The following is a 21,073-nucleotide window of genomic DNA, read 5'->3' as shown; positions in this document are numbered from 1 at the left end:
TATTTACCATGCGTGTTGCTGATTTTTCATTTGATTTACCCGAAGAGCTTATCGCTCGATACCCAAAAGCCAACCGTTCAGCCAGCCGTTTAATGACCTTAAATGGTAATAGTGGCGTGCTTAATGATGAAAGGTTTACAGACCTTGTTGCCCATGTCAAAGCGGGAGACTTGTTAGTTTTTAACAATACCCGGGTGATTCCAGCGCGGATGTTTGGTCAAAAAGCCAGTGGTGGTAAATTAGAGGTTTTAGTTGAACGTTTACTCGATGAACATCGGGTGTTAGCACACATTCGCTGCAGCAAATCGCCAAAGCCGGGTAGTGAAATACTACTAGAAGGTAAAGTTAAAGCCACCATGGTGGCAAGACATGACGCCTTGTTTGAGCTTAAGTTTCATGGTGAACAATCCGTGTTATCCATATTAGATGACGTTGGCCATATGCCGTTACCACCTTATATTGATCGACCTGATGAAGACAGCGATCGTGAACGCTATCAAACAGTTTATAATGAAAAGCCCGGTGCGGTAGCCGCGCCAACAGCTGGTTTGCATTTTGATGATGCACTAATGGCAGCACTGAAAGCCAAAGGTGTAGATTTTGCTTTTGTGACTTTACATGTTGGTGCAGGCACCTTTCAACCCGTAAAGGTTGAGGAAATCGCTGACCATATTATGCATGCTGAATATGTTGAAGTGCCCGCGAGTGTGGTCACTCAAATTGAGCAAACTAAGGCCAATGGCGGTAAAGTTATTGCGGTGGGGACCACGTCAGTTCGTTCGCTAGAAAGTGCCGCTAAAGTGGCTAAAGAACAAGGTAAAGCCTTTAGTGAATTTTATGGTGATACCGATATTTTTATTACCCCAGGTTATGAATTTCAAATTGTCGATAGTTTAATTACTAATTTTCACTTGTCGGAATCAACCTTACTTATGTTAGTTAGTGCCTTTGCCGGTTACGACAATATTATCGCGGCTTATCAACATGCGGTTGCACAGCAGTATCGCTTTTTCAGTTATGGTGATGCCATGCTGTTAACGAAAAAAGATCACCATACTTAATCGTAAAAAATACAAGGTGGCTAGGTTATAGCCACTTAAACGTAAAAGCAGCTAGCCTGTTTCGCTAGTGGGCGAAGGATGAAATATGACAGATAAAACAGAAAAAAACGCTATGCAGTACGAGTTACTCACCACAGACGGTAAAGCTCGACGTGGTCGTTTAACCTTTGACCGTGGCACAATAGAAACCCCAGCCTTTATGCCAGTGGGTACTTACGGCACAGTAAAAGGCATGAAAGCTGAAGAAGTAGCAGAAACAGGTGCCGAAATTATTTTAGGTAATACCTTTCACTTGATGTTACGCCCAGGTACTGAAATTATCGAACAACACGGTGGCTTACATGGCTTCATGAATTGGGATAAGCCGATTCTAACCGATTCAGGCGGATTCCAAGTATTTAGCTTAGGTAAAATGCGTAAAATCACCGAAGAAGGGGTTAAATTTAGCTCGCCCGTTAACGGTGAAAAAATTATGCTAACACCTGAACGCTCAATGCAAGTTCAGCGCAGTTTAGGCGCTGACATCGTGATGATATTTGATGAATGTACCCCTTATCCCGCGAGTCATGAAGAATCAAAAGTGTCAATGGAGCTTTCATTGCGTTGGGCGCAGCGTTCAAAAGATGCCCATGAGGGTAACATCAATGCTTTATTTGGTATTGTACAAGGCGGCATGTATGAAGATTTACGTGAAGTCTCTGTCAATGGCTTAACCCGTATTGGTTTTGATGGTTATGCTATTGGTGGCTTATCCGTTGGTGAACCCAAAGAAGATATGATTCGAATATTAGATCATACTGCGCCCTTGATACCAGAAAATAAACCCCGATATCTTATGGGAGTTGGTAAACCTGAAGATTTAGTTGAAGGTGTGCGCCGTGGAATTGACATGTTCGATTGTGTGATGCCAACACGTAATGCCCGTAATGGACATTTATTTGTTACTAACGGTGTTATCAAAATTAGAAATGCTCGTCACAAAACGGATACTGGCCCATTAGATCCTGAATGTGATTGTTATACTTGTAAAAATTATTCGCGGGCTTATTTACATCATTTAGACAAATGTAATGAAATTTTAGGTTCGCAATTAAATACCATGCATAATTTACGTTTTTATCAACGTGTAATGCAAGGATTGCGTGATGCGATAGAGCAAGGCAAACTAGCTACGTTTGTTGCTGAGTTTTATGCGCTACGTGATTTACCTGTTCCGCCATTAGCTAGTTCATTAGCGGACAATGAAACAGCATAAACAGCTGTAATTTCGCCATTTTATAAAATTAATCAGAAAAATAAAAAGAGGTATTTATGAGTTTATTTATTAGTCAAGCCCACGCTGCTGCAGGTCCCGCTCAAGGGGCTGATGGTATGTCAATGTTAATTATGCTAGCTGTATTTGGTTTAGTATTTTATTTTATGATCTATCGTCCACAAGCTAAACGTGTGAAAGAGCATAAAAGTTTGATGTCTGAATTATCAAAAGGTGACGAAGTACTAACACAAGGCGGCATTGTTGGTAAAATTGTTAAAGTTTCAGATGAAAAAGATTTTATCGTCGTAGGCATCGCCGAAGGTACTGAAGTTACAGTACAAAAAAGTGCAATTAATGCTGTATTACCTAAAGGTACAATGAAGTCTCTATAATGAGATTTTGTTGGCTTTTTTCGCTATAGCGGTTTTGAAGGTGTGCATTGATAGTGATCAATTGCACGCCTTAAATAGCTTGTGCAATAGTGATAACAAAAATTATAACAAACTTTCGTGCGATAACTTAGCTTAGTATTAGCGCGCGATTCAAAAGAAAATAGGGTGATATTGTGTTAAACAAATATCCATTATGGAAGACATTGATGGTGCTATTTATAGTAGCTGTTGGTGCTTTGTATGCGACTCCTAACCTTTATGGTGAAGATCCCGCAGTACAAATTTCTGGCTTGCGCGGTATTGAAACAAACGCAGCAACGTTAGACGTAGTTAAGTCACACTTAGATGAAAAGAAAATCTCCTACTTAAGTCTTGTGATGGAAAACGGGCAAATATTGGCGCGTTTCAAAGACACAGAACAACAATTACGTGCGCGTGATCTACTTGACGACAATATGGGTGATGAGTATTCAGTTGCCTTAAACTTAACACCTGCAACACCCTCGTGGTTAGCAAGCATTGGCGGTACGCCAATGAAGTTAGGTTTAGATTTAAGTGGTGGTGTTAGCTTCCTAATGGAAGTGAACATGCAGGAAGCGATTGTTAAGGTACAAAAAAGTTTAGTTGATGATTTTCGCACGGGTTTACGTGGCGAAAAAATTCGTTATCGTTCAGTTAAAGAAGTTAATGATGCCATTAATATTCAATTTCGTAATGCCGAAGACTTAGCAAGTGCAGAGTCATATCTAGAAAAACAAAACCGTGATGTAGTGTTTTTTAGTGATGAGGATAGCTTAACCTTATCCGCTAAAATGACGGATCAAAAATTAAAAGAAACCCGTGAATATGCACTGCAACAAAACATTACCATTATTCGTAACCGTGTTAATGAGCTAGGTGTTGCTGAGCCGCTAGTACAACGTCAAGGTCAAAAGCACATTGTTATTGAATTACCGGGCGTGCAAGATACAGCGAAAGCAAAAGAAATTTTAAGTGCCACCGCGACGATTGAATTTCGTTTAGTTGATACTGAAGGGGATTTAGGTGCAGCGCTTAATGGTCGTGTTCCAGGTAGCTCAGAGTTACTAAAAGAACGTAATGGCCAACCGGTTTTATTGAAAAAACGTGTCATGCTAACCGGCGATCATATTGTTGATGCGGGTTCAAGTTTTGATGAATATAGCCGCCCACAAGTTAATATTACCTTAGATTCTGCTGGCGGTAATAAAATGTCAAACAGCACTAAAAGCAATATTGGTAAGCCAATGGCGACGGTATTTATTGAATTCAAACCAACCGACCGTGTTGATGCTGAAGGTAATACTATCTTCGAGAAAGTTGAAGAAGTGATCAGTGTGGCTACTATCCAAGCACGCTTAGGTAAAACTTTTAGAATTACGGGTGCAGGTAGCCAATCCGAAGCACATAACTTAGCCTTATTGCTTCGCGCGGGTGCTTTGGTTGCGCCGATTCAAATTGTAGAAGAACGTACTGTTGGCCCAACATTAGGTGCTGAAAACGTAAGACTGGGTTTCCAAGCTATTATGATGGGCTTTGGTTTAGTCTTCATCTTTATGCTGATTTATTACCGTGCCTTTGGTGTGGTGGCAAACATAGCGTTAGGGGCGAACTTAATCTTAATTATTGGCATTATGTCGTTGATCCCAGGTGCAACACTATCGTTACCAGGTATGGCCGGCATAGTGTTAACTGTCGGTATGGCGGTTGATGCTAACGTACTTATTTTTGAGCGTATTCGTGAAGAAATTCGTGAAGGTAAATCAATTCAGCAGTCAATCCATCAAGGTTATGACGCAGCCTTTTCAACTATCATTGATGCCAATATTACCACGTTAATTGCTGCCTTGATTTTATTTGCTATCGGCACAGGACCCGTTAAAGGTTTTGCGATCACGTTATCAATCGGTATTATCACTTCGATGTTTACCGCGGTTATTGGTACTCGTACTATCGTTAACGCTGTTTGGGGTGGTAAACGTCTCGATAAACTTTCTATATAGGGCTTCAATTATATGCAAATTTTACAATTAAAAGAAACTGTTGCCTTTATGCGCTACCGCAAGGTGGCCTTGATATTCAGCATTGTACTCATGCTAGCCTCGGTTGTTTCATTGGCGACCAATAAGCTTAACTTTGGTTTAGACTTTACGGGTGGTACTTTAATCGAAATTGGTTTCGATGAATCGGCTGATTTGACAAAAGTTCGCGCTATTATGGACTCAAACGGTTTTGATGATGCTGTAGTTCAGTTATATGGTTCAAGCCGTGATGTGGTGATTCGTTTAGCACCACGTGAAGATGTTAAAGCAGAAATGCTAGGTAACCAAGTACTTGATATTTTACAAGCAGGTACTGGGCAAACTATTGATATGCGTCGCATCGAGTTTGTCGGGGCGAGTGTTGGCGATGATTTAGCAGAGCAGGGCGGTTTAGCTATGTTAACTGCGCTGATCTGTATTTTAGTCTATGTTGCCTTTCGTTTTGAATGGCGTTTTGCCTTAGGCTCAGTTATCGCGTTATTTCACGATGTATTGTTAACGTTAGGCTTGTTCTCTGTTTTACAGTTACAGTTTGATTTAACGGTACTTGCAGCGGTACTGGCGGTAATAGGTTACTCACTCAACGATACCATAGTGGTCTCGGATCGTATCCGAGAAAACTTTAGAAAAGTGCGTTCTGGTACGCCTGAAGATGTGATCAACATTTCTTTAACGCAAACCTTATCACGGACCGTTATTACTTCAATCACCACTTTGTTAGTACTTGCTGCTTTGTTCTTTAAAGGTGGAGCGCTAATACATGGTTTTGCGACAGCATTATTATTAGGGGTTTTTGTCGGTACTTACTCATCAGTTTATGTAGCCAGCTCGGTTGCGTTGGCATTAGGTATTTCGAAAGAAGACTTAATTCCTGAAGTGATTGAAAAAGAAGGTGCGGATCAAGAAGAAATGAGACCATAAAACGTCCTTAGCATTTATGATTAGATTTCTTTAAGGCCCGCATTATGCGGGCCTTTTTTTGATCGGTACTTTATAACTCATTACTTGATTTACTCGCTGAGCTATTCTATGCGAAGAGACATCGACCAAGGTAAGGGGGGTATTTTAATCACGCTTTATACTAATGATTAAATAAGCCATTGATTGCTTATTTAAACCCAGATGAGTGCTGACAAAGTTACAAAGGCTGATTGCTTCTTATTCAGTGAAGATATGGCGTTTGCATATTAAAAAAGCCAGCGAGTAAACTCACTGGCTTTTTATGTCTAGGATGACAGATCAGGATGTAAGGTCAATTTTTTGTTCCAGACAAAATATAAGGAACTACATCCACCTAGGTACTGCCAGGATCACGCTGTCGCTGTTAACCATAATGCATAGCGGCTCTTAACCATTCATGGCGCTGCAGAGCATTAGTGCAGCTCGGTAATTGCTCTAGCATTAGCCTAATGACTTACCTCCATGTAAGCACATGCAGGTCGATGTGAAAGAATGACGATATTAAGGATACCTGCAGACTATTTTAGTGGCTATATGGGTTATAACTGCGATTGAATATAGTTTTGTAAACCTATAGTTTTAATGAGACCTAATTGTTGTTCCAACCAGAAGGCATGATCAACTTCAGTATCGTCTAATAATTTTTCTAGAATCTCACGTGTTACGTAATCTTTTTCCTGTTCACACAGCGCAATAGCGGCTCTAAGCGCTTTTGCATCGGCATATTCCACATCTAAATCACTTTGCAGCATTTCAGGCACCGTCTTGCCAATATTTAAGCCTTGGCGCGTATGCATATCAGGTATACCTTCTAAGAATAAAATACGCTGAATGAGCATTGAGGCATGTAACTTTTCATCGTCAAATTCGTGATCAATACGTTCAAATAACTTATTCATGCCCCAATCCTCATACATCCGAGAATGAATGAAATATTGGTCCATTGCGGCTAGTTCATAGGAGAGTAGGCCGTTTAATGCTGCAATAACTTGCGTATTACCTTTCATATTATTTTCCTTCTAAATGGTCTAGCTTAAGCCGTTTACAGCTGTGCCTGAATAAATTTTTCAATACCCATAGCGTCGATTTGGTATTGCTGAGTTTCCAGCCAATCTAAATGTTCTTCTTCGTCGTTGAGTATAGTGTCTAACATTTCACGGCTGACATAATCTTGTTGTTGTTCACAAATAGTAATGGCGTTACGCACTACCGCAATTTGTGCGGTTTGAAAGCCAAGATCACAACGGATCATTTCTTCGGTATGTTCACCGATAGCCAATGGTGCTAATTGTTGTAAGTTAGGTAGGCCTTCAAGAAATAATATCCGCTCAATAACCTTATCAGCTTGCTTCATATCGAGAATTGATTTTTTATAGCACTTGCTGTTTAAGGCATTAATACCCCAATTTTTGTACATGCGAGCGTGTAGAAAATATTGATTAATCGATGTTAGTTCACTGGTGAGTACTTTATTAAGTATGGTGAGTACTGAGGTGTTGCCTTTCATTAGCATCTCAAATTTAAGTTAATTAAATATTGACTGCAATTATAGAAAGAAAGTAGCTAAATGAAAAGGATAGATTAAAAAAATATTTAAAAACAACGACTTGAGGTTTTTAATCGTTATCAGTTGCAGTCAGGTTATTAACCTAAGTGGGCTCTTTAGCCGACTTCTTTAAATAAGCTTTCATTGATAATAGTGTTATTAATAATATTTTGAGCAACCTTAACGCAAGTACCACACTGTGAACCTAATGGTAAGTGCTGTTTTAGTTCACGCATAGACCCGACACCAGATTCAGTGACTAATTGCTTAATTTGATGATCTGTAATGCCCTTGCAAATACAAACAAACATGATAAAAATTCTCTGGTGATTGATAACACGATTGATAATAGTTCTTATTTAGTTTCGTTTCAACAATTAATTTGTGCTTTTTATTAGTACACTGATATATCTAATAATTTAAAATATTAGAGCGTGCTCGGTATTTTATTACCCAGGTTCGTTAAGCCACTTTTATTTTAATGTAATTACTTTATAATAAAATTATTATATAACTATTTTGTTATTAAGTGGCTTGGGTTATTATCACCTAAACTGAGCATTAACCAGAAGAGCAGCAAATGAACCCAACTGAGTTTTATAAAAATTTGGCTGATGATATACGGCTTAAAAGTATATTGCTGATTGCCCAAGAAGGAGAGCTTTGTGTTTGTGAACTCATGGCGGCACTTGCTGAGTCTAGTCAGCCAAAAATATCTCGACATTTGGCGGTATTAAAAAGCTCAGGCTTATTATTAACACGTAAACAAAAACAGTGGATTTTTTATAGCATTAATCCTGATATAGCCACATGGGCACAACAGATTATCAGTTTAACCTTAAAAGAAAATATCAACTTTATTACTCCACATTTGCAAGCGTTACATCTTATGGGCGCTAGGCCTGAACGCATTGCAATTTGTTGTGAGTAAGCGACAGCAAGCTTAAATGAGCCTAATCACTTAGCAGGCTAAGTGATTATAAAATAAATTTTGACAGGAAAATCATCATGACAATTAAAATGGGTATTAACGGTTTCGGCCGTATTGGACGTTTATCAATGCGGGTGGCCTATGGCTGGGATGATGTTGAAATTATTAAAATTAACGATCCTGCTGGTAACGCAGAAACCTTAGCACATTTGCTTAATTTTGATTCAATACACGGTATTTGGCAACATCAGGCGCAGCATAAAGCTGAAAATATAGTGATTAACAACCATGAAATTACCTGTAGCCAAAATAGCACTATTGCCGACACGGATTGGTCAGGTTGTGACGTGGTTATTGAAGCAACGGGTGTGATGAAATCTACAGCATTACTGCAAGCTTATTTAGATCAAGGGGTGAAACGTGTGGTCGTTACTGCGCCAGTGAAAGAAGATGGCGTATTGAATATTGTTATGGGCGTTAATGATGACCAATACGACAGCGACAAGCACCCGATAGTCACTGCAGCCTCTTGCACCACAAACTGCCTTGCCCCGGTGGTAAAAGTGATTCACGAAAATATTGGCATTAAACATGGTTCAATGACCACCATTCATAATATCACCAATACTCAAACCATCTTGGATGCACCGCATAAAGATTTACGTCGCGCTCGTGCTTGTGGCATGAGCTTAATTCCGACCACTACCGGCTCAGCAACCGCTATTACCCATATTTTCCCCGAACTTAAAGGTAAGCTTAATGGCCATGCGGTAAGAGTGCCACTGGCTAATGCGTCAATTACCGATTGTGTTTTTGAGCTAGAACGAGCCACAACAGAACAAGAAGTGAATGATTATTTACAAGCGGCGGCGAATGGCGAGCTAAAAGATATTTTAGGTTTTGAACAGCGGCCACTAGTTTCAATTGATTATAAAACCGATCCACGCTCGTGCATTATCGACGCACCCTCGACTATGGTGGTTAATGGCACACAAGTTAAACTTTATGTTTGGTATGACAACGAATGGGGCTATGCAAATCGTACAGCGGAAATCGCTCGTATGGTGGGTCGCTCTGATCTGAATTTTGATCTGAACTCTGATCTGAATAGTTAGACATAAAACTCACCAAGCTAAAAGTTAAAGTAGATTTGCATAAATGAAAGCACTCAGTGGCCTATCAGTTCAGGTAAAACAATATTTAATGATCACCGGTAATTATTGGGCATTTACCCTAACCGACGGTGCGCTGCGGATGTTGGTTGTGCTGTATTTTTATCAGCTCGGCTATAGCCCGCTAAATATCGCGTTGCTGTTTTTGTTTTACGAAATCTTTGGCGTAATCACCAATTTAGTCGGGGGCTGGTTGGGCGCTCGTATCGGGCTAAACAAAACCATGAATATTGGTTTGGCCTTACAAATCATCGCTTTGGTTATGCTATTGGTGCCGAGTGGTTTTCTTACTGTGGCCTATGTCATGGTGGCGCAAGCTTTGTCTGGTATCGCTAAAGACCTTAATAAAATGAGCGCAAAAAGTGCCATTAAACTTTTAGTACCAGCAGGGCAGAGCGGTAAACTGTATCAATGGGTAGCACTATTAACGGGCTCTAAAAACACCTTGAAAGGCATTGGATTTTTTCTCGGTGGCGTGTTGTTAACTTGGTTAGGTTTTACTGGCGCCATTGCATTGATGGCGGCCATGTTAACGATTGTGTGGCTGTTCAGCTTGTTTAAGTTACAAGCAGACTTAGGTAAGGCTAAATACCAACCTAAATTTAAAGAGATACTATCAAAAAGCCGAGCGATTAATTTGCTTTCAGCCGCGAGGTTATTTTTATTTGCCGCCCGTGATGTGTGGTTTGTTGTCGCTTTACCTGTTTTTTTAGCCACCGAATTCGCTTGGTCACATAGTGGGGTCAGTGGCTTTATGGCTGGTTGGATCGTGCTTTATGGTCTAATGCAAACGCTAGCGCCAACATTCACTAAAAAACCTGCCAATAAAGTACCCACAGGTAGAGATGCCGCGATATGGGGGGCTATATTGGTTGTGGTTCCTGCAGCAATGGCGCTTGCCTTACAGAGCGATTTTTCAGCAAAATGGGTGGTTATTATTGGCTTAATGGTGTTCGCGGTTTTATTTGCCATTAATTCGTCACTACATAGTTTTTTGATTATTGATATGGCGGGTAAAGACGGTGTGTCGCTTGATGTAGGTTTTTATTATATGGCTAATGCCTGTGGCCGGTTGTTAGGCACTGTACTTTCAGGCTGGATTTTTCAGCTTTATGGCTTAGTGGCTTGTCTATATATATCAGCAATTTTTATTGCTTTCGCTGTGCTATTTGCCAGCTTAATTAATCCCGCTAGTAGTGACTTGACCAAGCAATCAACAGCGCTTTATTAGGCGAGATACACTGGATGATGGTGTTTAGGTTAAATAGGGCAGTTTAGTCACTCTACCTTTATTGGTAGAGTTCACTTTTAAGGTGTTTTTTATATCTTTCCAAGCGGTGATCTTACCGCCGACATTAAGTTTTTCAAAGCCTAAGCTAGCGGCTTTATGAGCATTAATATCGCCAGTTAACGCTAAAAAGCTCAGTAAGTGTTTATAGCTCTGACTGTCGCTAATATCTATCGATAAAAAGTCATCTTCCCTGCCTTGAAAATACTGATAAACCTGGCTTTGATGTTGTTGGTAGCATAGTGCTAAAAACTCAAAATCCTTGATGTTATCTAGCTTATAGGGCGTAAATATTGTTTGATAACAGCGTTTAATTATCGGGTTAAAGCCACCATCGTCGCGAATAAGGTTGGTATGCATACGGGCGAGTAACTTCTCGATGGAAGGTAGCCATTTATCCATAGCACGCCCTAAGTAGATAAACTTAGCGTTGGGATAAGCTTTATCTAAATATTGATAATCACAAAATATCGGCGTGTCGGCGATCACTTGCGCGTCCGTGAATGAGCGATCGGTATACGCGGTATGTGCGACATGAAAACCTAGCTCAAGCATAGCAGCACAAATACTGGTAGTACCGGTTCTAGGTAAGCCAATAATAAATATTTTGTTCATAATATTTGCAATCTTAGTGCTGAAAATTCACTATTGTACAAGGTGAGTGCACCATTGTATAAGCTGAGGACAATAAAAACTAAGTCTATTGAGTGCCTTATGACCCGGTAATAAAATGTGCGACCGGGCTAGTTTTAAGCGCCATTATTTATTGCGATCAACCGAGACCTGTAAGTCTTTTAAAATACCGTCATGCAAATTATAAACAAAGCCATGCACGGTAACATCTTGTTTTATATCCCAGGCTTTTTTTAAGATGGTTGTGTTACAAACATTGGCAACTTGTTCTATCACATTTAATTCGCAGAGCAATTTTAGTCGTTCAGTTTTATTTTCAACGGCATCCAAACGCGCTTTATGAAAACGATAAACATCTTTAATATGATGCAACCAATTATCAATTAACCCATGGCTTTGATTGTCTAGAGAAGCAATAACGCCGCCACAGCCATAATGTCCACAAACAATGATGTGTTTTATTTTTAAAACATCAACCGCGAACTGAATCACAGAAAGGCAATTTAGATCAGTATGGATAACTTGATTAGCAATATTACGGTGCACAAAAACTTCACCCGGTTGCATACCCAGTAATTCATTAGCCGGTACGCGAGAGTCTGAGCAACCTATCCATAAATATTCAGGGTTCTGTTGTTCTGATAAATGCTTGAAAAAGTTAGGATCTTCTTGTTTTATCTTATCAGCCCATTGCTGATTATTGTCAAATAAATGCTGTATTGAACTCATGGGGGGAACAACTAAGGAAAATATACCGTGATTCTAAGTTGTTACGCTAACAAGTAAAGAAAAAACTGGTCTTATATCTAAGGCTATCAGCATAGCTATGGATAAAGTGATGAGTTTTTCTCAAGATGATTCAGCGTTAATTAAAAGTATTTACTTTACCTTGGCGATAATTAGTTATAATAACGCTATTAACCCTAAATTGGAGAATAATGTGGCTGCTGCATGTGCCCGTCATATTTTAGTTAAAAGCGAAAAGCTTGCGCAAGAATTAAAGGCTAAAATTGCCAAAGGGGCTGACTTTGGGCAGTTAGCCAAGAAAAATTCAACTTGCCCATCAGGTAAGAAGGGTGGAGATTTAGGCGAATTTAAGCCAGGCCAAATGGTAAAAGCGTTTGATGACGTGGTTTTTAAAAAAGCGATATTAACGGTACATGGTCCAATTAAAACCAAATTTGGTTATCACCTTATTCAAACCATTTATAGAAACTAATCATAGAGCAAAACTAAGTCTTTGTAAGGCTGAGTACTTTTAAAACTCATTAGTTATAAAGCTCAGTAATTATACAGCTCAATAGCTATAAAAATTGAAGGGCTATCCACTTAGCCCGACCAACCACTACATGCTGTGGTTCCTTTCTTTTGTCATTTAGGTCTTGTTGGTGCGTAGAGCGGAAGTTAGCCACTCGTTAATCCTAATGACTGCATCAAGGCTCTAAACGGTCATTAGTGATATTGATTTAGATGCTCCCTTAATGTGTATTAAAGATGCAGGACAAGCATCCATTATTTTAAGGTATGAGCAAATCGCTAACATGGGACATGTTGTGAAATGGATACTTTTTTAATAATTCTATGGGGCGACATACTAATAATACTTTTAAAACATCAAATGCCAGATACAAAGAAACGACCCTGTAACAGATTTTGTTACAGGGTCAAAAAAACACCAACCATTACAATTCATGTTTTTTAAAATAAAACAATTATAAAATATTAAAAATGTTTATTAAATCGACGTGATACTAAACCAATCATTCCTAATACAAAAATGGCAAATGTCGATGGTTCAGGGACATCATGCGCTGCTGGTGGATCATGTGCCCATACGCTCATATGTGACAAAGCATCATCATTATTAATAAACAGATTCTTATCCCATGTTCCTTCAAATTTATATGCGGTATCTCCCAAGCCTATATTCAAACCATCGTCAATCAAATCATTGAAATTGAAATCATAAATAGCCCATGAACCATCATCAACACTGCCACTATTTGGCCCTTTCATTACAAAAGCCAAATGGTCAAACACACTTGGTCGACCTAATGCCACTGTCACAAACTCAATAGCAGAAGGATCCACTGCTAATGACCAGGTTCCATTGTCCAAAAAAGACAGGTCAATTACTAATCCGAGGTTGTAATTCCCTATAGAATCGTATTGAAAATTCCACTCCTCTCCTGATGTCGTTTCCGCGCCACCCAAACGAATCCATCCGGGATCATTGGCTTCACCAAGACCATCCAGATTTACCATAGAGTCCCTATCGTTTGTTAGAAAATAATCTCCGGGAACATAATAACTATCTTTATCTTTACCTTTACCTTTCAATACAGTTTCACTATTCAATAATCCATCACCAAGACCACCCATATTTGGGTTCGGATTATTTCCCCAGTCATTATCAGGATAGGTAACAAATCCCAAACAAGAAGTAGAATCGATGGCTGTATTAGTAGGAACAATATTCCCCCCAGCTGGCGCAACGGCAGTGATACCTGTTATTTGGACGCTTGTCGTTAAACATTTTTCATCACTTTCAACTTCCTTAATAATGCCTGCATTACTGAAGCCACAAACTATCAAAGCAAAAACTGTGATAGTAAATATGATTTTTTTCATTTCATTTCCTTATAAATAACTAACTGTATTATTACAAACAGTTTGTATGGCTTTATCTGATACACCCTGTTTTGATTTTCTGTCCATATATTACTTTTTTTATTCCGTTACTTTGATTATAGCTAAAGTTGAGAAAAACAAAATAATACTAAGATGACAACCAGAATGCCGTAAAATGAACGTCATTTTTCAGATAAATTAAAGAGCGAAAGTCAAATTTTTCTGGCCTTTTGTTCAACTGTTTTCATAACGTTAAAATAAACATCTGCGCGGTCATATTGCTCTTTTCTAGCTCAGTTGATGCCGATAATATTTGAATTTTTTCTACTCTAAGTATTGAGGCATTTCGCCTCAGTTAACTTGGTGTAAATGTGATGAACATTTCACGGTTTTTTTATGTAGTAGAAATGATTACTGGGTTTTTTTACATGATAGGTTGAACTGTAAAATCTTGTCTTGGTAAAATAAAAGGTGTCACTTCACATTAAAATGTAGAACTGATACTTCAACTTTATGTCTGCAAAGTGGCATAAGTGACGGTTAAACCAAATCCCCAATCAGTTTAGCTTTTAGCACTAATATTTTTTGGTGCTAATGTCCGCTCACAGCTTATTGCTACCGATGGCGACTCGTATCTGAACATTAATTTTTGGCACACTGCGGATATTAGTATCTGCTAACCAGATTTAAATTGGGATGAGTTTTTGTATCGATAACTACTCAAACACCAGCTTAATATCTCTTGACTGGAGTAATCGATTCCATTAATCACGCTAGGTATTGATTGCTAGATCTTTACCATTTTTTTAGTGCGCTGTGTTCCAAAAAATAGTTCAACCAATTTTTTGCACTATCGATTTCACTGAAAACATGAAAAGGTATTTTTGCTGCTTCATAAATCCGTGACAATTGTATCTGTTGTATATCGGTAACTTTACTATTGTAAAATACACTTGCGTTGGCGACCATGCCAAACTTAGCCCTGTACACGGTTAATTCCGTTAGTACTATTTCAGCTTCCGAGGTAAAAATACCACTATCTTGATAGGTAACTAAGGTTGCCCAGGATTTACCTTTTAGCTGTTTGATTATATTTTGCATATCGTGTTGATAAGTCTTTGCACTATCTTGGTTAAAAGGGCCAAAAGTTTTAACATTAACGATGTTACCATCAACTATAATTTCATAACTTTGCGGTGAATTTTCCATTATGGGTATTCCTTCGTTACCTTTAACAAATTATGGGATTGTCAACTTAATAAAGTCAACTATGATTTTTGGAATTCAAAGTTTTTTGAAATGATTGTTAAGGGTAGAAATGCCACTTTGCTGACCAAATATTGAAACTAAAAAGCCGGTTATTGTAGACTGTTTAGTGGTATAAATGACGATTAAACCAAATTCCCAATCAGTTTAGTTTTTAGCACTAATATTTGTTGCTGCTAATGTCCCTTGGTGCGCATTGAAGACATTAGCTATTGGTTAAACGCTAGGTCTTCTGCGGACATGCTAGAAACTACTTAAAACGCCAAAAATTGCGACAGAGCTGACTATTTATCGTGGCTATAAAGCACTCCTCAAATGACTGTTTTATAGCTACCTTCCTTTTTATTCAAAGTAGTAAGTTTGATATTGATTATCAAAACTGTTATCTACGTTTGATTATAATTTAACAACAAATTGATAGATTTAAATTGTATGATTGCTGCTAGTTTCTTAGCTCTTTTCGTAAAATTTTTCCGATAGAACTTTTAGGTAGTTCATCTAAAAAACTCATTTTTTTAGGAACTTTATAGGGTGTTAATAGTTCTCGGCAATAACGTGTAATCTCTTGATAGCAAAGATCAGCGTTTGGCTTTTTAACAATGAAAGCAGAGACTAATTCACCAGATTTAGGGCAACTCTCGCCAACCACCGCCGCTTCTAAAATATCGGGGTGAGACATTAAAATATCCTCAACTTCATTGGGATATACATTAAAGCCAGAGACAATAATCATGTCTTTTTTTCTATCTACTATTTGAAAAAAGCCATTACTGTTTCGCAGAGCAATATCGCCGGTTTTAAACCAGCCATCATGGGTTAATACTTTTTGGGTTTCCTGAGGTTGTTGCCAATATCCTTGCATTACTTGTGGCCCTCGAACAACTAATTCTCCTGTTTCTCCTTGTTTTACCTCCTTATCATCATCATTCCATATTTGTACTTCGGTTCCGATCACAGGTAAACCTATAGTGCCTAATTGTTCTTTGCCAGGTTCATTCAAAGTCACTACTGGGGAAGTTTCCGATAAACCGTAGCCTTCAGCGATAGTACAGCCGGTAATTTTATGCCAGTTATCTGTTGCGGTACAAGTGAGAGCAGCGCCACCGCTAATAGTAAATTTTAATGCGTCAAAGTTAACTTCTTTAATTTTTGGATGACTACATAATCCAATAAACAAGGTATTGATGCCACAAAAACCAGTCACTTTATTTATCATCAAAGTGTCGATAAAACCTTCAATATCTCTAGGGTTTGGGATCAAAATATTATTATTACCTTCACTAAATACCCATAAATTCAGTAGCAAGGCGTAAATATGATAAAGCGGTAATGGGGTGACAAAACATTCTTCACCTTCAACCGCCACGCTTGATAAACGCTCAGACGCTTGTATTACATTACTTAATAAATTTTTATGGGTTAATACCGCACCTTTGGATAACCCTGTTGTGCCACCCGTATACTGAATAGCAGCGATATCGTTGATGTTTATCGGTTGACGGCTAATCGTTGAAAATTCACTGCCTGACTTTAAGGCGTCACTAAAACTGATTAAATTGGCGGAAAGTACTTTATTCTCATTGATGGTTTGCGGTTGTATTAAATCTATGGCGTGAGTGGCAATAACCGTATCAATGCTAGTTTGCTCAATAATCCCAGTTAATTTAGGTAATAAATCAGCCAGAATAATAATGGCTTTTGCGCCTGAATCACTAAATTGATGCTGCATTTCACGTGCTGTGTACAGTGGGTTGGTATTAACTAAAACTAACCCCGCGCGGATAACCCCATAAGCGGCAATTGGGTATTGGGTAAGATTAGGTAGTTGAATAATCACCCGATCACCTGCGTTAAGTTGAGCTACTTCTAGTAAATATTTCGCCAATGCAGATGATTTTTTATCAATGTCAGCAAAGGTTAATGTTTGGCCCAAACATTGATAAGCCATCTCGGTGGCATTTTTGTCCATCGCTTGTTCAATTAAATCGGCAATACTCTTGTGGGCTAAGGTTAATCCTTCACTAGTAGGGTCAATCGCTTGGTTTACTCGTGGTAATGTAGTTGATGATTGCATAATTAATGGCTTCACTATTTGATGAATATTTTATAAATAAGTTTTTGAATAAATTGGTTATAAGGAGGGAAAATTAAAGCTCCTAAACTTAATCTTCCTCGTGAAAAAATCGCCTTAGCTTTTGATAATGCTAAAAAACCTTCATGTCCGTGGTATTGCCCCATACCTGAATCACCTATACCGCCAAACGGTAAATCGTCTTGTGCAACATGCATTGCTGCTTCGTTTATGCACACACCACCCGCTTTTGTTTTATTCAGAACTAGGTGCTGCGTGGCTTTATCAAAACTCATTAAGTACAGCGCTAAGGGGTTTTCACGTTGATTGATATAGTCTATTGCCTGCTCAATAGTGTTGTAAGGCACAATAGGTAATAAAGGGCCAAAGATCTCTTCTTGCATAACCCGCATGTCATCTTTAATATTGGAGATTACGGTTAACGGCATTTTCCTCACACTTTCATCAATTTTATCCACTGTTAATTTGGTAATCACTCCACCTTTATCGCTCGCGTCTTGTATTAAATGCTTTAATCGTTGAAATTGAGCATTATTGATAATGCCGCCATAATCTGGATTATTTTCAATACTTGGGTATAGAGAATTAAACTGAATTTTTAGTGTCTCTATCAATAACGGAATTTTTTCTTCAGGGCAAAGTAGGTAATCTGGTGCGACACAGGTTTGACCGCTATTTAAGGTTTTTGCGACTAAAAATCGCGTTACAGCAGTCGAAATATCAATGTCTTTACCAATAATAACAGGTGATTTTCCACCTAGTTCTAAAGTGACAGGCGTCAAGTTTTCTGAGGCCGCTGCCATTACTTTCTTACCAATGGTTGTGGAGCCAGTAAAAACTAGGTGGTCAAAGTTTAAATGAGTAAAATGTGCCGCAACAGATGATCCACCACAAATTACCGTGACTTTCTCAGGAGGAAATGCACTGGCAATTAGCTGTTTCATTACCATGTTAGTTTTGGGAGTAAACTCTGACATTTTAATGATGGCACTATTTCCGGCTGACAAAGCAGTGATCAAGGGACCAAGCGCTAAAAAGACCGGGTAATTCCACGGTGTGATAATGCCAACTACGCCAAGGGGTTGATACTGTACATAAGCTTTTGCCGGTTGAAATAGCGGATGAACATGCCTTTTACTCTGCTTCATCCAGCGTTTAATATGCTTAATGGTGTAGTTAGCACTCAGTACAGTGGTGAGAATATCGCCCAGTTTACTATCGTCTTTACTTCGATGACCAAAGTCGTCACTCATGGCATTAAGTAACTCATCTTGATGGTTAATCAATGCCTTTTTTAATGCCTTAACATCAGTAATCCTTTGCTTCGCACTGGGTATTTCCACGTTTGTTTCATTTTGCTTTTGCAGTAAAAAAAAACGTTCTAATTGCTCTATTTCTTGTTTGTCATCGCATTCGGTATAAGGGTTATCAGCCATTACTTTCTCTATTATGCACCCATGTCAAGTGTTCAATACTAGAATGCTTTCCTGTCTTAAATCCTAACTTTCGATGCCATTTTTTTGTCTTTCACGTCATAACAGCTGATTTAGATAAAATAGAATTTGGCTAATAATAAAAAATTTCACTCTGTCGTTTAAGCACCAATAGTTGTCAGATGAAGACAGTAAACTTTACATTATTCAGGTTATCGTATTAGGCAGTGAAAATAAAAAAGTTATAAAAGAGAGTGTTTAAATGCGATTACCCTATGTGCTAATACTACTATTTTTATCTGCTTGCCAACCTAATCAAGAAGCTAAAAAAATCAATGACACAGAGGCCGAGTTAATGAATAACTTGGCAAGTAAGTCAACGATTAAGCATCAAGCACAAGTTAAAAAAACTATTAACTTATCAGACACAACTGATTTTATCCAAGCCAATAAAGGCTTGATTGCCCGTGCTGAAAACTTGCTAATACGTAATACCGACAATGATATTCTTTGGAACAACCCGGCCTACAAATTTATTAAAGGCGAAGCGCCAAACACAGTTAACCCTAGTTTATGGCGACAAGAAAAATTAAATAATATTAGTGGTTTATTTAAAGTCACAGACGGCATTTATCAAGTTAGAGGTTTTGATTTAGCCAATATGACCATTATTGAAAGTCAAAATGGTTGGATAATAGTTGACCCACTAACAGCCAAAGAAAGTGCACAAGCCGCCATCAAATTTGCACGACAGCACTTAGGCAATAAACCGATCAAAGCGGTGATTTTAACGCATGCGCATATTGACCACTTTGGCGGTATTCTTGGCATCGTAAGTGAGCAAGAAATTGCACAACAAAATATTCGTATTATTGCCCCAGAAGGTTTTATGGACGCTGCGACCAGTGAAAATATTATTGCGGGTATTGCTATGTCGCGTCGTTCGGCCTATATGTTTGGTAAAAATTTACCAAAAAAAGTCACGGGTCATGTTGGCTCTGGATTAGGTAAAGGTCCTGTTTTTGGTACATTTGACATTGTTAATCCAACCGAATTAATAAGCCTTGATAATACCAAGCTTTTAATTGATGGCATTGAGTTTGTTTTCCAAAATGCGTCAGGTAGTGAATCCATTGCGGAGCTTACTTTTTACTTACCGCAATTAAAAGCTTTTGGTGGAGCTGAGCTAGTGTCTCGCAATATGCATAATTTATATACATTAAGGGGGGCAGAGGTTCGTAATGCCTTAGTGTGGAGTAATACAATCAATCAAGCATTAATATTATTTGGTCAAGCAGACTTATATTTTGGTAGTCACCATTGGCCAGTTTGGGGTAACGAACAAGTCACTACCTTTTTAAAAAACCAACGAGATTTATATAAGTTTATTCATGATCAAAGTGTTCGCCTGATGAATTTAGGTTTCACTGGTGATGAAATTGCCGAACAAATCACCTTGCCGGAATCATTAGGTAATTATTTTTCTAACCGAGGTTATTATGGCAGTTTAAGCCATAATGCTAAGGCAGTGTATCAATTTTATATGGGTTGGTTTGATGCTAATCCGGCACATTTAAACCCTTTGCCACCACAACAATCGGCAATAAAATACGTTGAAATGATGGGGGGGTCAGCGCAAGTTTTACTCAAAGCGGCAACTTTTTTTGAGCAAGGAGAGTACCGTTGGTTAGCCGAAATGCTCAATCACGTGGTGTTTGCTGAACCTAATAATACACAAGCGAAAGCCTTGTTAGCCAAAACGTATCAACAACTAGCATTTCAAGCAGAGTCAGCAGCATGGCGAAATTTTTATCTCACTGGTGCACAAGAGCTTACCCAAGGCGTCAGTAAAAAAGGTATTGATTTAGCGGTGATGGCAGGTATCTTCAAAAATACCCCTGTGAACAAATTCTTTGAATCAATGTCGGTTAGGTTAAACAGTGAAAAAGCACAAGCGGAACAGTTAAGCATCGCGATTGCTTTTACTGATCTTAATGAGCGTTATATTTTAACGGTTAACAATTCTGTGTTACATCATTCCCTAGATATCGAGAACACAAAAGTACAAGCAACGTTATCATTAACTCATGATCTATTTATTAAAATTCTTATCGGTCAAGCAGGTATTAAAGATACCTTGTTTTCAGATGATTTAACGGTGGATGGCAGTATTTTGGACCTAGTGAGTTTCTTTCGATTATTTGATAAACCCGACGGACAATTCAACATAGTGACACCTTAGTGTGTATTTTGAGGTGAAAAAATTTGTCGTACTTAACATAAAAGTAGTCATGTAATGCTCAGTATTCGATTTTATATCGGGTCATACTGAGTTTCATCATTCAAAAGATTA

The 21,073-nt window shown here is 38.5% G+C and carries 19 protein-coding genes; 10 read left to right on the top strand and 9 right to left on the bottom strand.

Annotation, left to right across the window (positions count from 1 at the left end):
- Positions 1 to 8 precede the first annotated feature (8 nt).
- The 5 genes from queA to secF all read left to right on the top strand — a co-directional run bounded on the left by queA (position 9) and on the right by secF (position 5,689).
- On the top strand, positions 9 to 1,061 hold the full coding sequence (queA, locus tag H4J54_RS09455; protein ID WP_182190632.1) for a tRNA preQ1(34) S-adenosylmethionine ribosyltransferase-isomerase QueA: 1,053 nt from the start codon (positions 9 to 11) through the stop codon (positions 1,059 to 1,061).
- 112 nt (positions 1,062 to 1,173) lie between these two features.
- Complete coding sequence (gene tgt / locus H4J54_RS09450) at positions 1,174 to 2,316, top strand: tRNA guanosine(34) transglycosylase Tgt (RefSeq protein ID WP_182190672.1); 1,143 nt, start codon at positions 1,174 to 1,176, stop codon at positions 2,314 to 2,316.
- 56 nt (positions 2,317 to 2,372) lie between these two features.
- Positions 2,373 to 2,708: a preprotein translocase subunit YajC gene (yajC, locus tag H4J54_RS09445; RefSeq protein WP_182184258.1), complete on the top strand. Its 336-nt coding sequence runs from the start codon at positions 2,373 to 2,375 to the stop codon at positions 2,706 to 2,708.
- A gap of 173 nt (positions 2,709 to 2,881) precedes the next feature.
- A complete protein-coding gene (gene secD / locus H4J54_RS09440) occupies positions 2,882 to 4,729 on the top strand; it encodes a protein translocase subunit SecD (protein WP_182190631.1) in 1,848 nt (615 codons plus the stop codon).
- A gap of 12 nt (positions 4,730 to 4,741) precedes the next feature.
- Positions 4,742 to 5,689: a protein translocase subunit SecF gene (gene secF, locus H4J54_RS09435; RefSeq protein ID WP_182190630.1), complete on the top strand. Its 948-nt coding sequence runs from the start codon at positions 4,742 to 4,744 to the stop codon at positions 5,687 to 5,689.
- Between the two features lie 578 nt (positions 5,690 to 6,267).
- Here secF and bfr (H4J54_RS09430) read toward each other — a convergent pair.
- From bfr (H4J54_RS09430) to H4J54_RS09420, 3 genes are all read right to left on the bottom strand, one after another.
- Positions 6,268 to 6,735 carry a bacterioferritin gene (gene bfr / locus H4J54_RS09430; protein WP_182135647.1) on the bottom strand — a complete coding sequence of 156 codons (468 nt, stop codon included), beginning with the start codon at positions 6,733 to 6,735 and terminating at the stop codon, positions 6,268 to 6,270.
- Between the two features lie 35 nt (positions 6,736 to 6,770).
- On the bottom strand, positions 6,771 to 7,235 hold the full coding sequence (gene bfr / locus H4J54_RS09425; RefSeq protein ID WP_182190629.1) for a bacterioferritin: 465 nt from the start codon (positions 7,233 to 7,235) through the stop codon (positions 6,771 to 6,773).
- Between the two features lie 155 nt (positions 7,236 to 7,390).
- Positions 7,391 to 7,585, bottom strand: coding sequence for a (2Fe-2S)-binding protein (locus tag H4J54_RS09420; RefSeq protein WP_182190628.1), 195 nt, complete (start codon positions 7,583 to 7,585; stop codon positions 7,391 to 7,393).
- Positions 7,586 to 7,854: 269 nt separating this feature from the next.
- On the opposite strand from H4J54_RS09420, the gene H4J54_RS09415 reads away from it, so the two are divergent.
- From H4J54_RS09415 to arsJ, 3 genes are all read left to right on the top strand, one after another.
- Positions 7,855 to 8,205: a metalloregulator ArsR/SmtB family transcription factor gene (locus tag H4J54_RS09415; RefSeq protein ID WP_182190627.1), complete on the top strand. Its 351-nt coding sequence runs from the start codon at positions 7,855 to 7,857 to the stop codon at positions 8,203 to 8,205.
- Positions 8,206 to 8,282: 77 nt separating this feature from the next.
- On the top strand, positions 8,283 to 9,320 hold the full coding sequence (locus tag H4J54_RS09410; RefSeq protein ID WP_182190626.1) for an ArsJ-associated glyceraldehyde-3-phosphate dehydrogenase: 1,038 nt from the start codon (positions 8,283 to 8,285) through the stop codon (positions 9,318 to 9,320).
- A gap of 43 nt (positions 9,321 to 9,363) precedes the next feature.
- Positions 9,364 to 10,608: an organoarsenical effux MFS transporter ArsJ gene (arsJ, locus tag H4J54_RS09405; RefSeq protein ID WP_182190625.1), complete on the top strand. Its 1,245-nt coding sequence runs from the start codon at positions 9,364 to 9,366 to the stop codon at positions 10,606 to 10,608.
- 24 nt (positions 10,609 to 10,632) lie between these two features.
- On the opposite strand, the gene H4J54_RS09400 is transcribed toward arsJ, so the two are convergent.
- Entirely contained in the window at positions 10,633 to 11,280 is a 648-nt protein-coding gene (locus tag H4J54_RS09400) for a sulfotransferase (RefSeq protein ID WP_182190624.1), read from the bottom strand.
- 144 nt (positions 11,281 to 11,424) lie between these two features.
- Complete coding sequence (gene can / locus H4J54_RS09395; protein ID WP_182190623.1) at positions 11,425 to 12,027, bottom strand: carbonate dehydratase; 603 nt, start codon at positions 12,025 to 12,027, stop codon at positions 11,425 to 11,427.
- Between the two features lie 211 nt (positions 12,028 to 12,238).
- Here can and ppiC point away from each other — a divergent pair, with 211 nt between their 5' ends.
- Complete coding sequence (ppiC, locus tag H4J54_RS09390) at positions 12,239 to 12,517, top strand: peptidylprolyl isomerase PpiC (RefSeq protein WP_182135705.1); 279 nt, start codon at positions 12,239 to 12,241, stop codon at positions 12,515 to 12,517.
- 503 nt (positions 12,518 to 13,020) lie between these two features.
- On the opposite strand, the gene H4J54_RS09385 is transcribed toward ppiC, so the two are convergent.
- The 4 genes from H4J54_RS09385 to H4J54_RS09370 all read right to left on the bottom strand — a co-directional run bounded on the left by H4J54_RS09385 (position 13,021) and on the right by H4J54_RS09370 (position 18,723).
- On the bottom strand, positions 13,021 to 13,929 hold the full coding sequence (locus H4J54_RS09385) for a PEP-CTERM sorting domain-containing protein (RefSeq protein ID WP_182190621.1): 909 nt from the start codon (positions 13,927 to 13,929) through the stop codon (positions 13,021 to 13,023).
- Between the two features lie 795 nt (positions 13,930 to 14,724).
- Positions 14,725 to 15,138 carry a hypothetical protein gene (locus H4J54_RS09380; RefSeq protein ID WP_182190620.1) on the bottom strand — a complete coding sequence of 138 codons (414 nt, stop codon included), beginning with the start codon at positions 15,136 to 15,138 and terminating at the stop codon, positions 14,725 to 14,727.
- Between the two features lie 499 nt (positions 15,139 to 15,637).
- The gene (locus H4J54_RS09375) at positions 15,638 to 17,269 is read right to left on the bottom strand and encodes an AMP-binding protein (protein ID WP_182190619.1); all 1,632 of its coding nucleotides are present in this window, start codon (positions 17,267 to 17,269) and stop codon (positions 15,638 to 15,640) included.
- Between the two features lie 14 nt (positions 17,270 to 17,283).
- The gene (locus H4J54_RS09370) at positions 17,284 to 18,723 is read right to left on the bottom strand and encodes a coniferyl aldehyde dehydrogenase (RefSeq protein ID WP_182190618.1); all 1,440 of its coding nucleotides are present in this window, start codon (positions 18,721 to 18,723) and stop codon (positions 17,284 to 17,286) included.
- A 259-nt stretch (positions 18,724 to 18,982) separates the two neighbouring features.
- Between H4J54_RS09370 and H4J54_RS09365 the strand changes: the two genes are divergently transcribed.
- Positions 18,983 to 20,962 carry an alkyl/aryl-sulfatase gene (locus H4J54_RS09365; protein ID WP_182190617.1) on the top strand — a complete coding sequence of 660 codons (1,980 nt, stop codon included), beginning with the start codon at positions 18,983 to 18,985 and terminating at the stop codon, positions 20,960 to 20,962.
- The last annotated feature ends 111 nt before the right edge of the window (positions 20,963 to 21,073 follow it).

Origin of the sequence: Colwellia sp. MB3u-8, assembly GCF_014076985.1 — a bacterium.
Lineage (GTDB): Bacteria > Pseudomonadota > Gammaproteobacteria > Enterobacterales > Alteromonadaceae > Cognaticolwellia.
The sequence above is the reverse complement of the archived record's forward strand: the minus strand, read 5'-3'. Positions and strand labels throughout refer to the sequence as shown.

Bases quoted from the DNA above. Each gene is read 5' to 3' on its own strand.
- queA (WP_182190632.1), top strand. From the start codon at position 9: ATGCGTGTTGCTGATTTTTCATTTGATTTACCCGAAGAGCTTATCGCT.
- tgt (WP_182190672.1), top strand. From the start codon at position 1,174: ATGCAGTACGAGTTACTCACCACAGACGGTAAAGCTCGACGTGGTCGT.
- yajC (WP_182184258.1), top strand. From the start codon at position 2,373: ATGAGTTTATTTATTAGTCAAGCCCACGCTGCTGCAGGTCCCGCTCAA.
- secF (WP_182190630.1), top strand. From the start codon at position 4,742: ATGCAAATTTTACAATTAAAAGAAACTGTTGCCTTTATGCGCTACCGC.
- bfr (WP_182135647.1), bottom strand. From the start codon at position 6,735: ATGAAAGGTAATACGCAAGTTATTGCAGCATTAAACGGCCTACTCTCC.
- bfr (WP_182190629.1), bottom strand. From the start codon at position 7,235: ATGAAAGGCAACACCTCAGTACTCACCATACTTAATAAAGTACTCACC.
- H4J54_RS09420 (WP_182190628.1), bottom strand. From the start codon at position 7,585: ATGTTTGTTTGTATTTGCAAGGGCATTACAGATCATCAAATTAAGCAA.
- H4J54_RS09415 (WP_182190627.1), top strand. From the start codon at position 7,855: ATGAACCCAACTGAGTTTTATAAAAATTTGGCTGATGATATACGGCTT.
- H4J54_RS09410 (WP_182190626.1), top strand. From the start codon at position 8,283: ATGACAATTAAAATGGGTATTAACGGTTTCGGCCGTATTGGACGTTTA.
- arsJ (WP_182190625.1), top strand. From the start codon at position 9,364: ATGAAAGCACTCAGTGGCCTATCAGTTCAGGTAAAACAATATTTAATG.
- H4J54_RS09400 (WP_182190624.1), bottom strand. From the start codon at position 11,280: ATGAACAAAATATTTATTATTGGCTTACCTAGAACCGGTACTACCAGT.
- can (WP_182190623.1), bottom strand. From the start codon at position 12,027: ATGAGTTCAATACAGCATTTATTTGACAATAATCAGCAATGGGCTGAT.
- H4J54_RS09385 (WP_182190621.1), bottom strand. From the start codon at position 13,929: ATGAAAAAAATCATATTTACTATCACAGTTTTTGCTTTGATAGTTTGT.
- H4J54_RS09380 (WP_182190620.1), bottom strand. From the start codon at position 15,138: ATGGAAAATTCACCGCAAAGTTATGAAATTATAGTTGATGGTAACATC.
- H4J54_RS09375 (WP_182190619.1), bottom strand. From the start codon at position 17,269: ATGCAATCATCAACTACATTACCACGAGTAAACCAAGCGATTGACCCT.
- H4J54_RS09370 (WP_182190618.1), bottom strand. From the start codon at position 18,723: ATGGCTGATAACCCTTATACCGAATGCGATGACAAACAAGAAATAGAG.
- H4J54_RS09365 (WP_182190617.1), top strand. From the start codon at position 18,983: ATGCGATTACCCTATGTGCTAATACTACTATTTTTATCTGCTTGCCAA.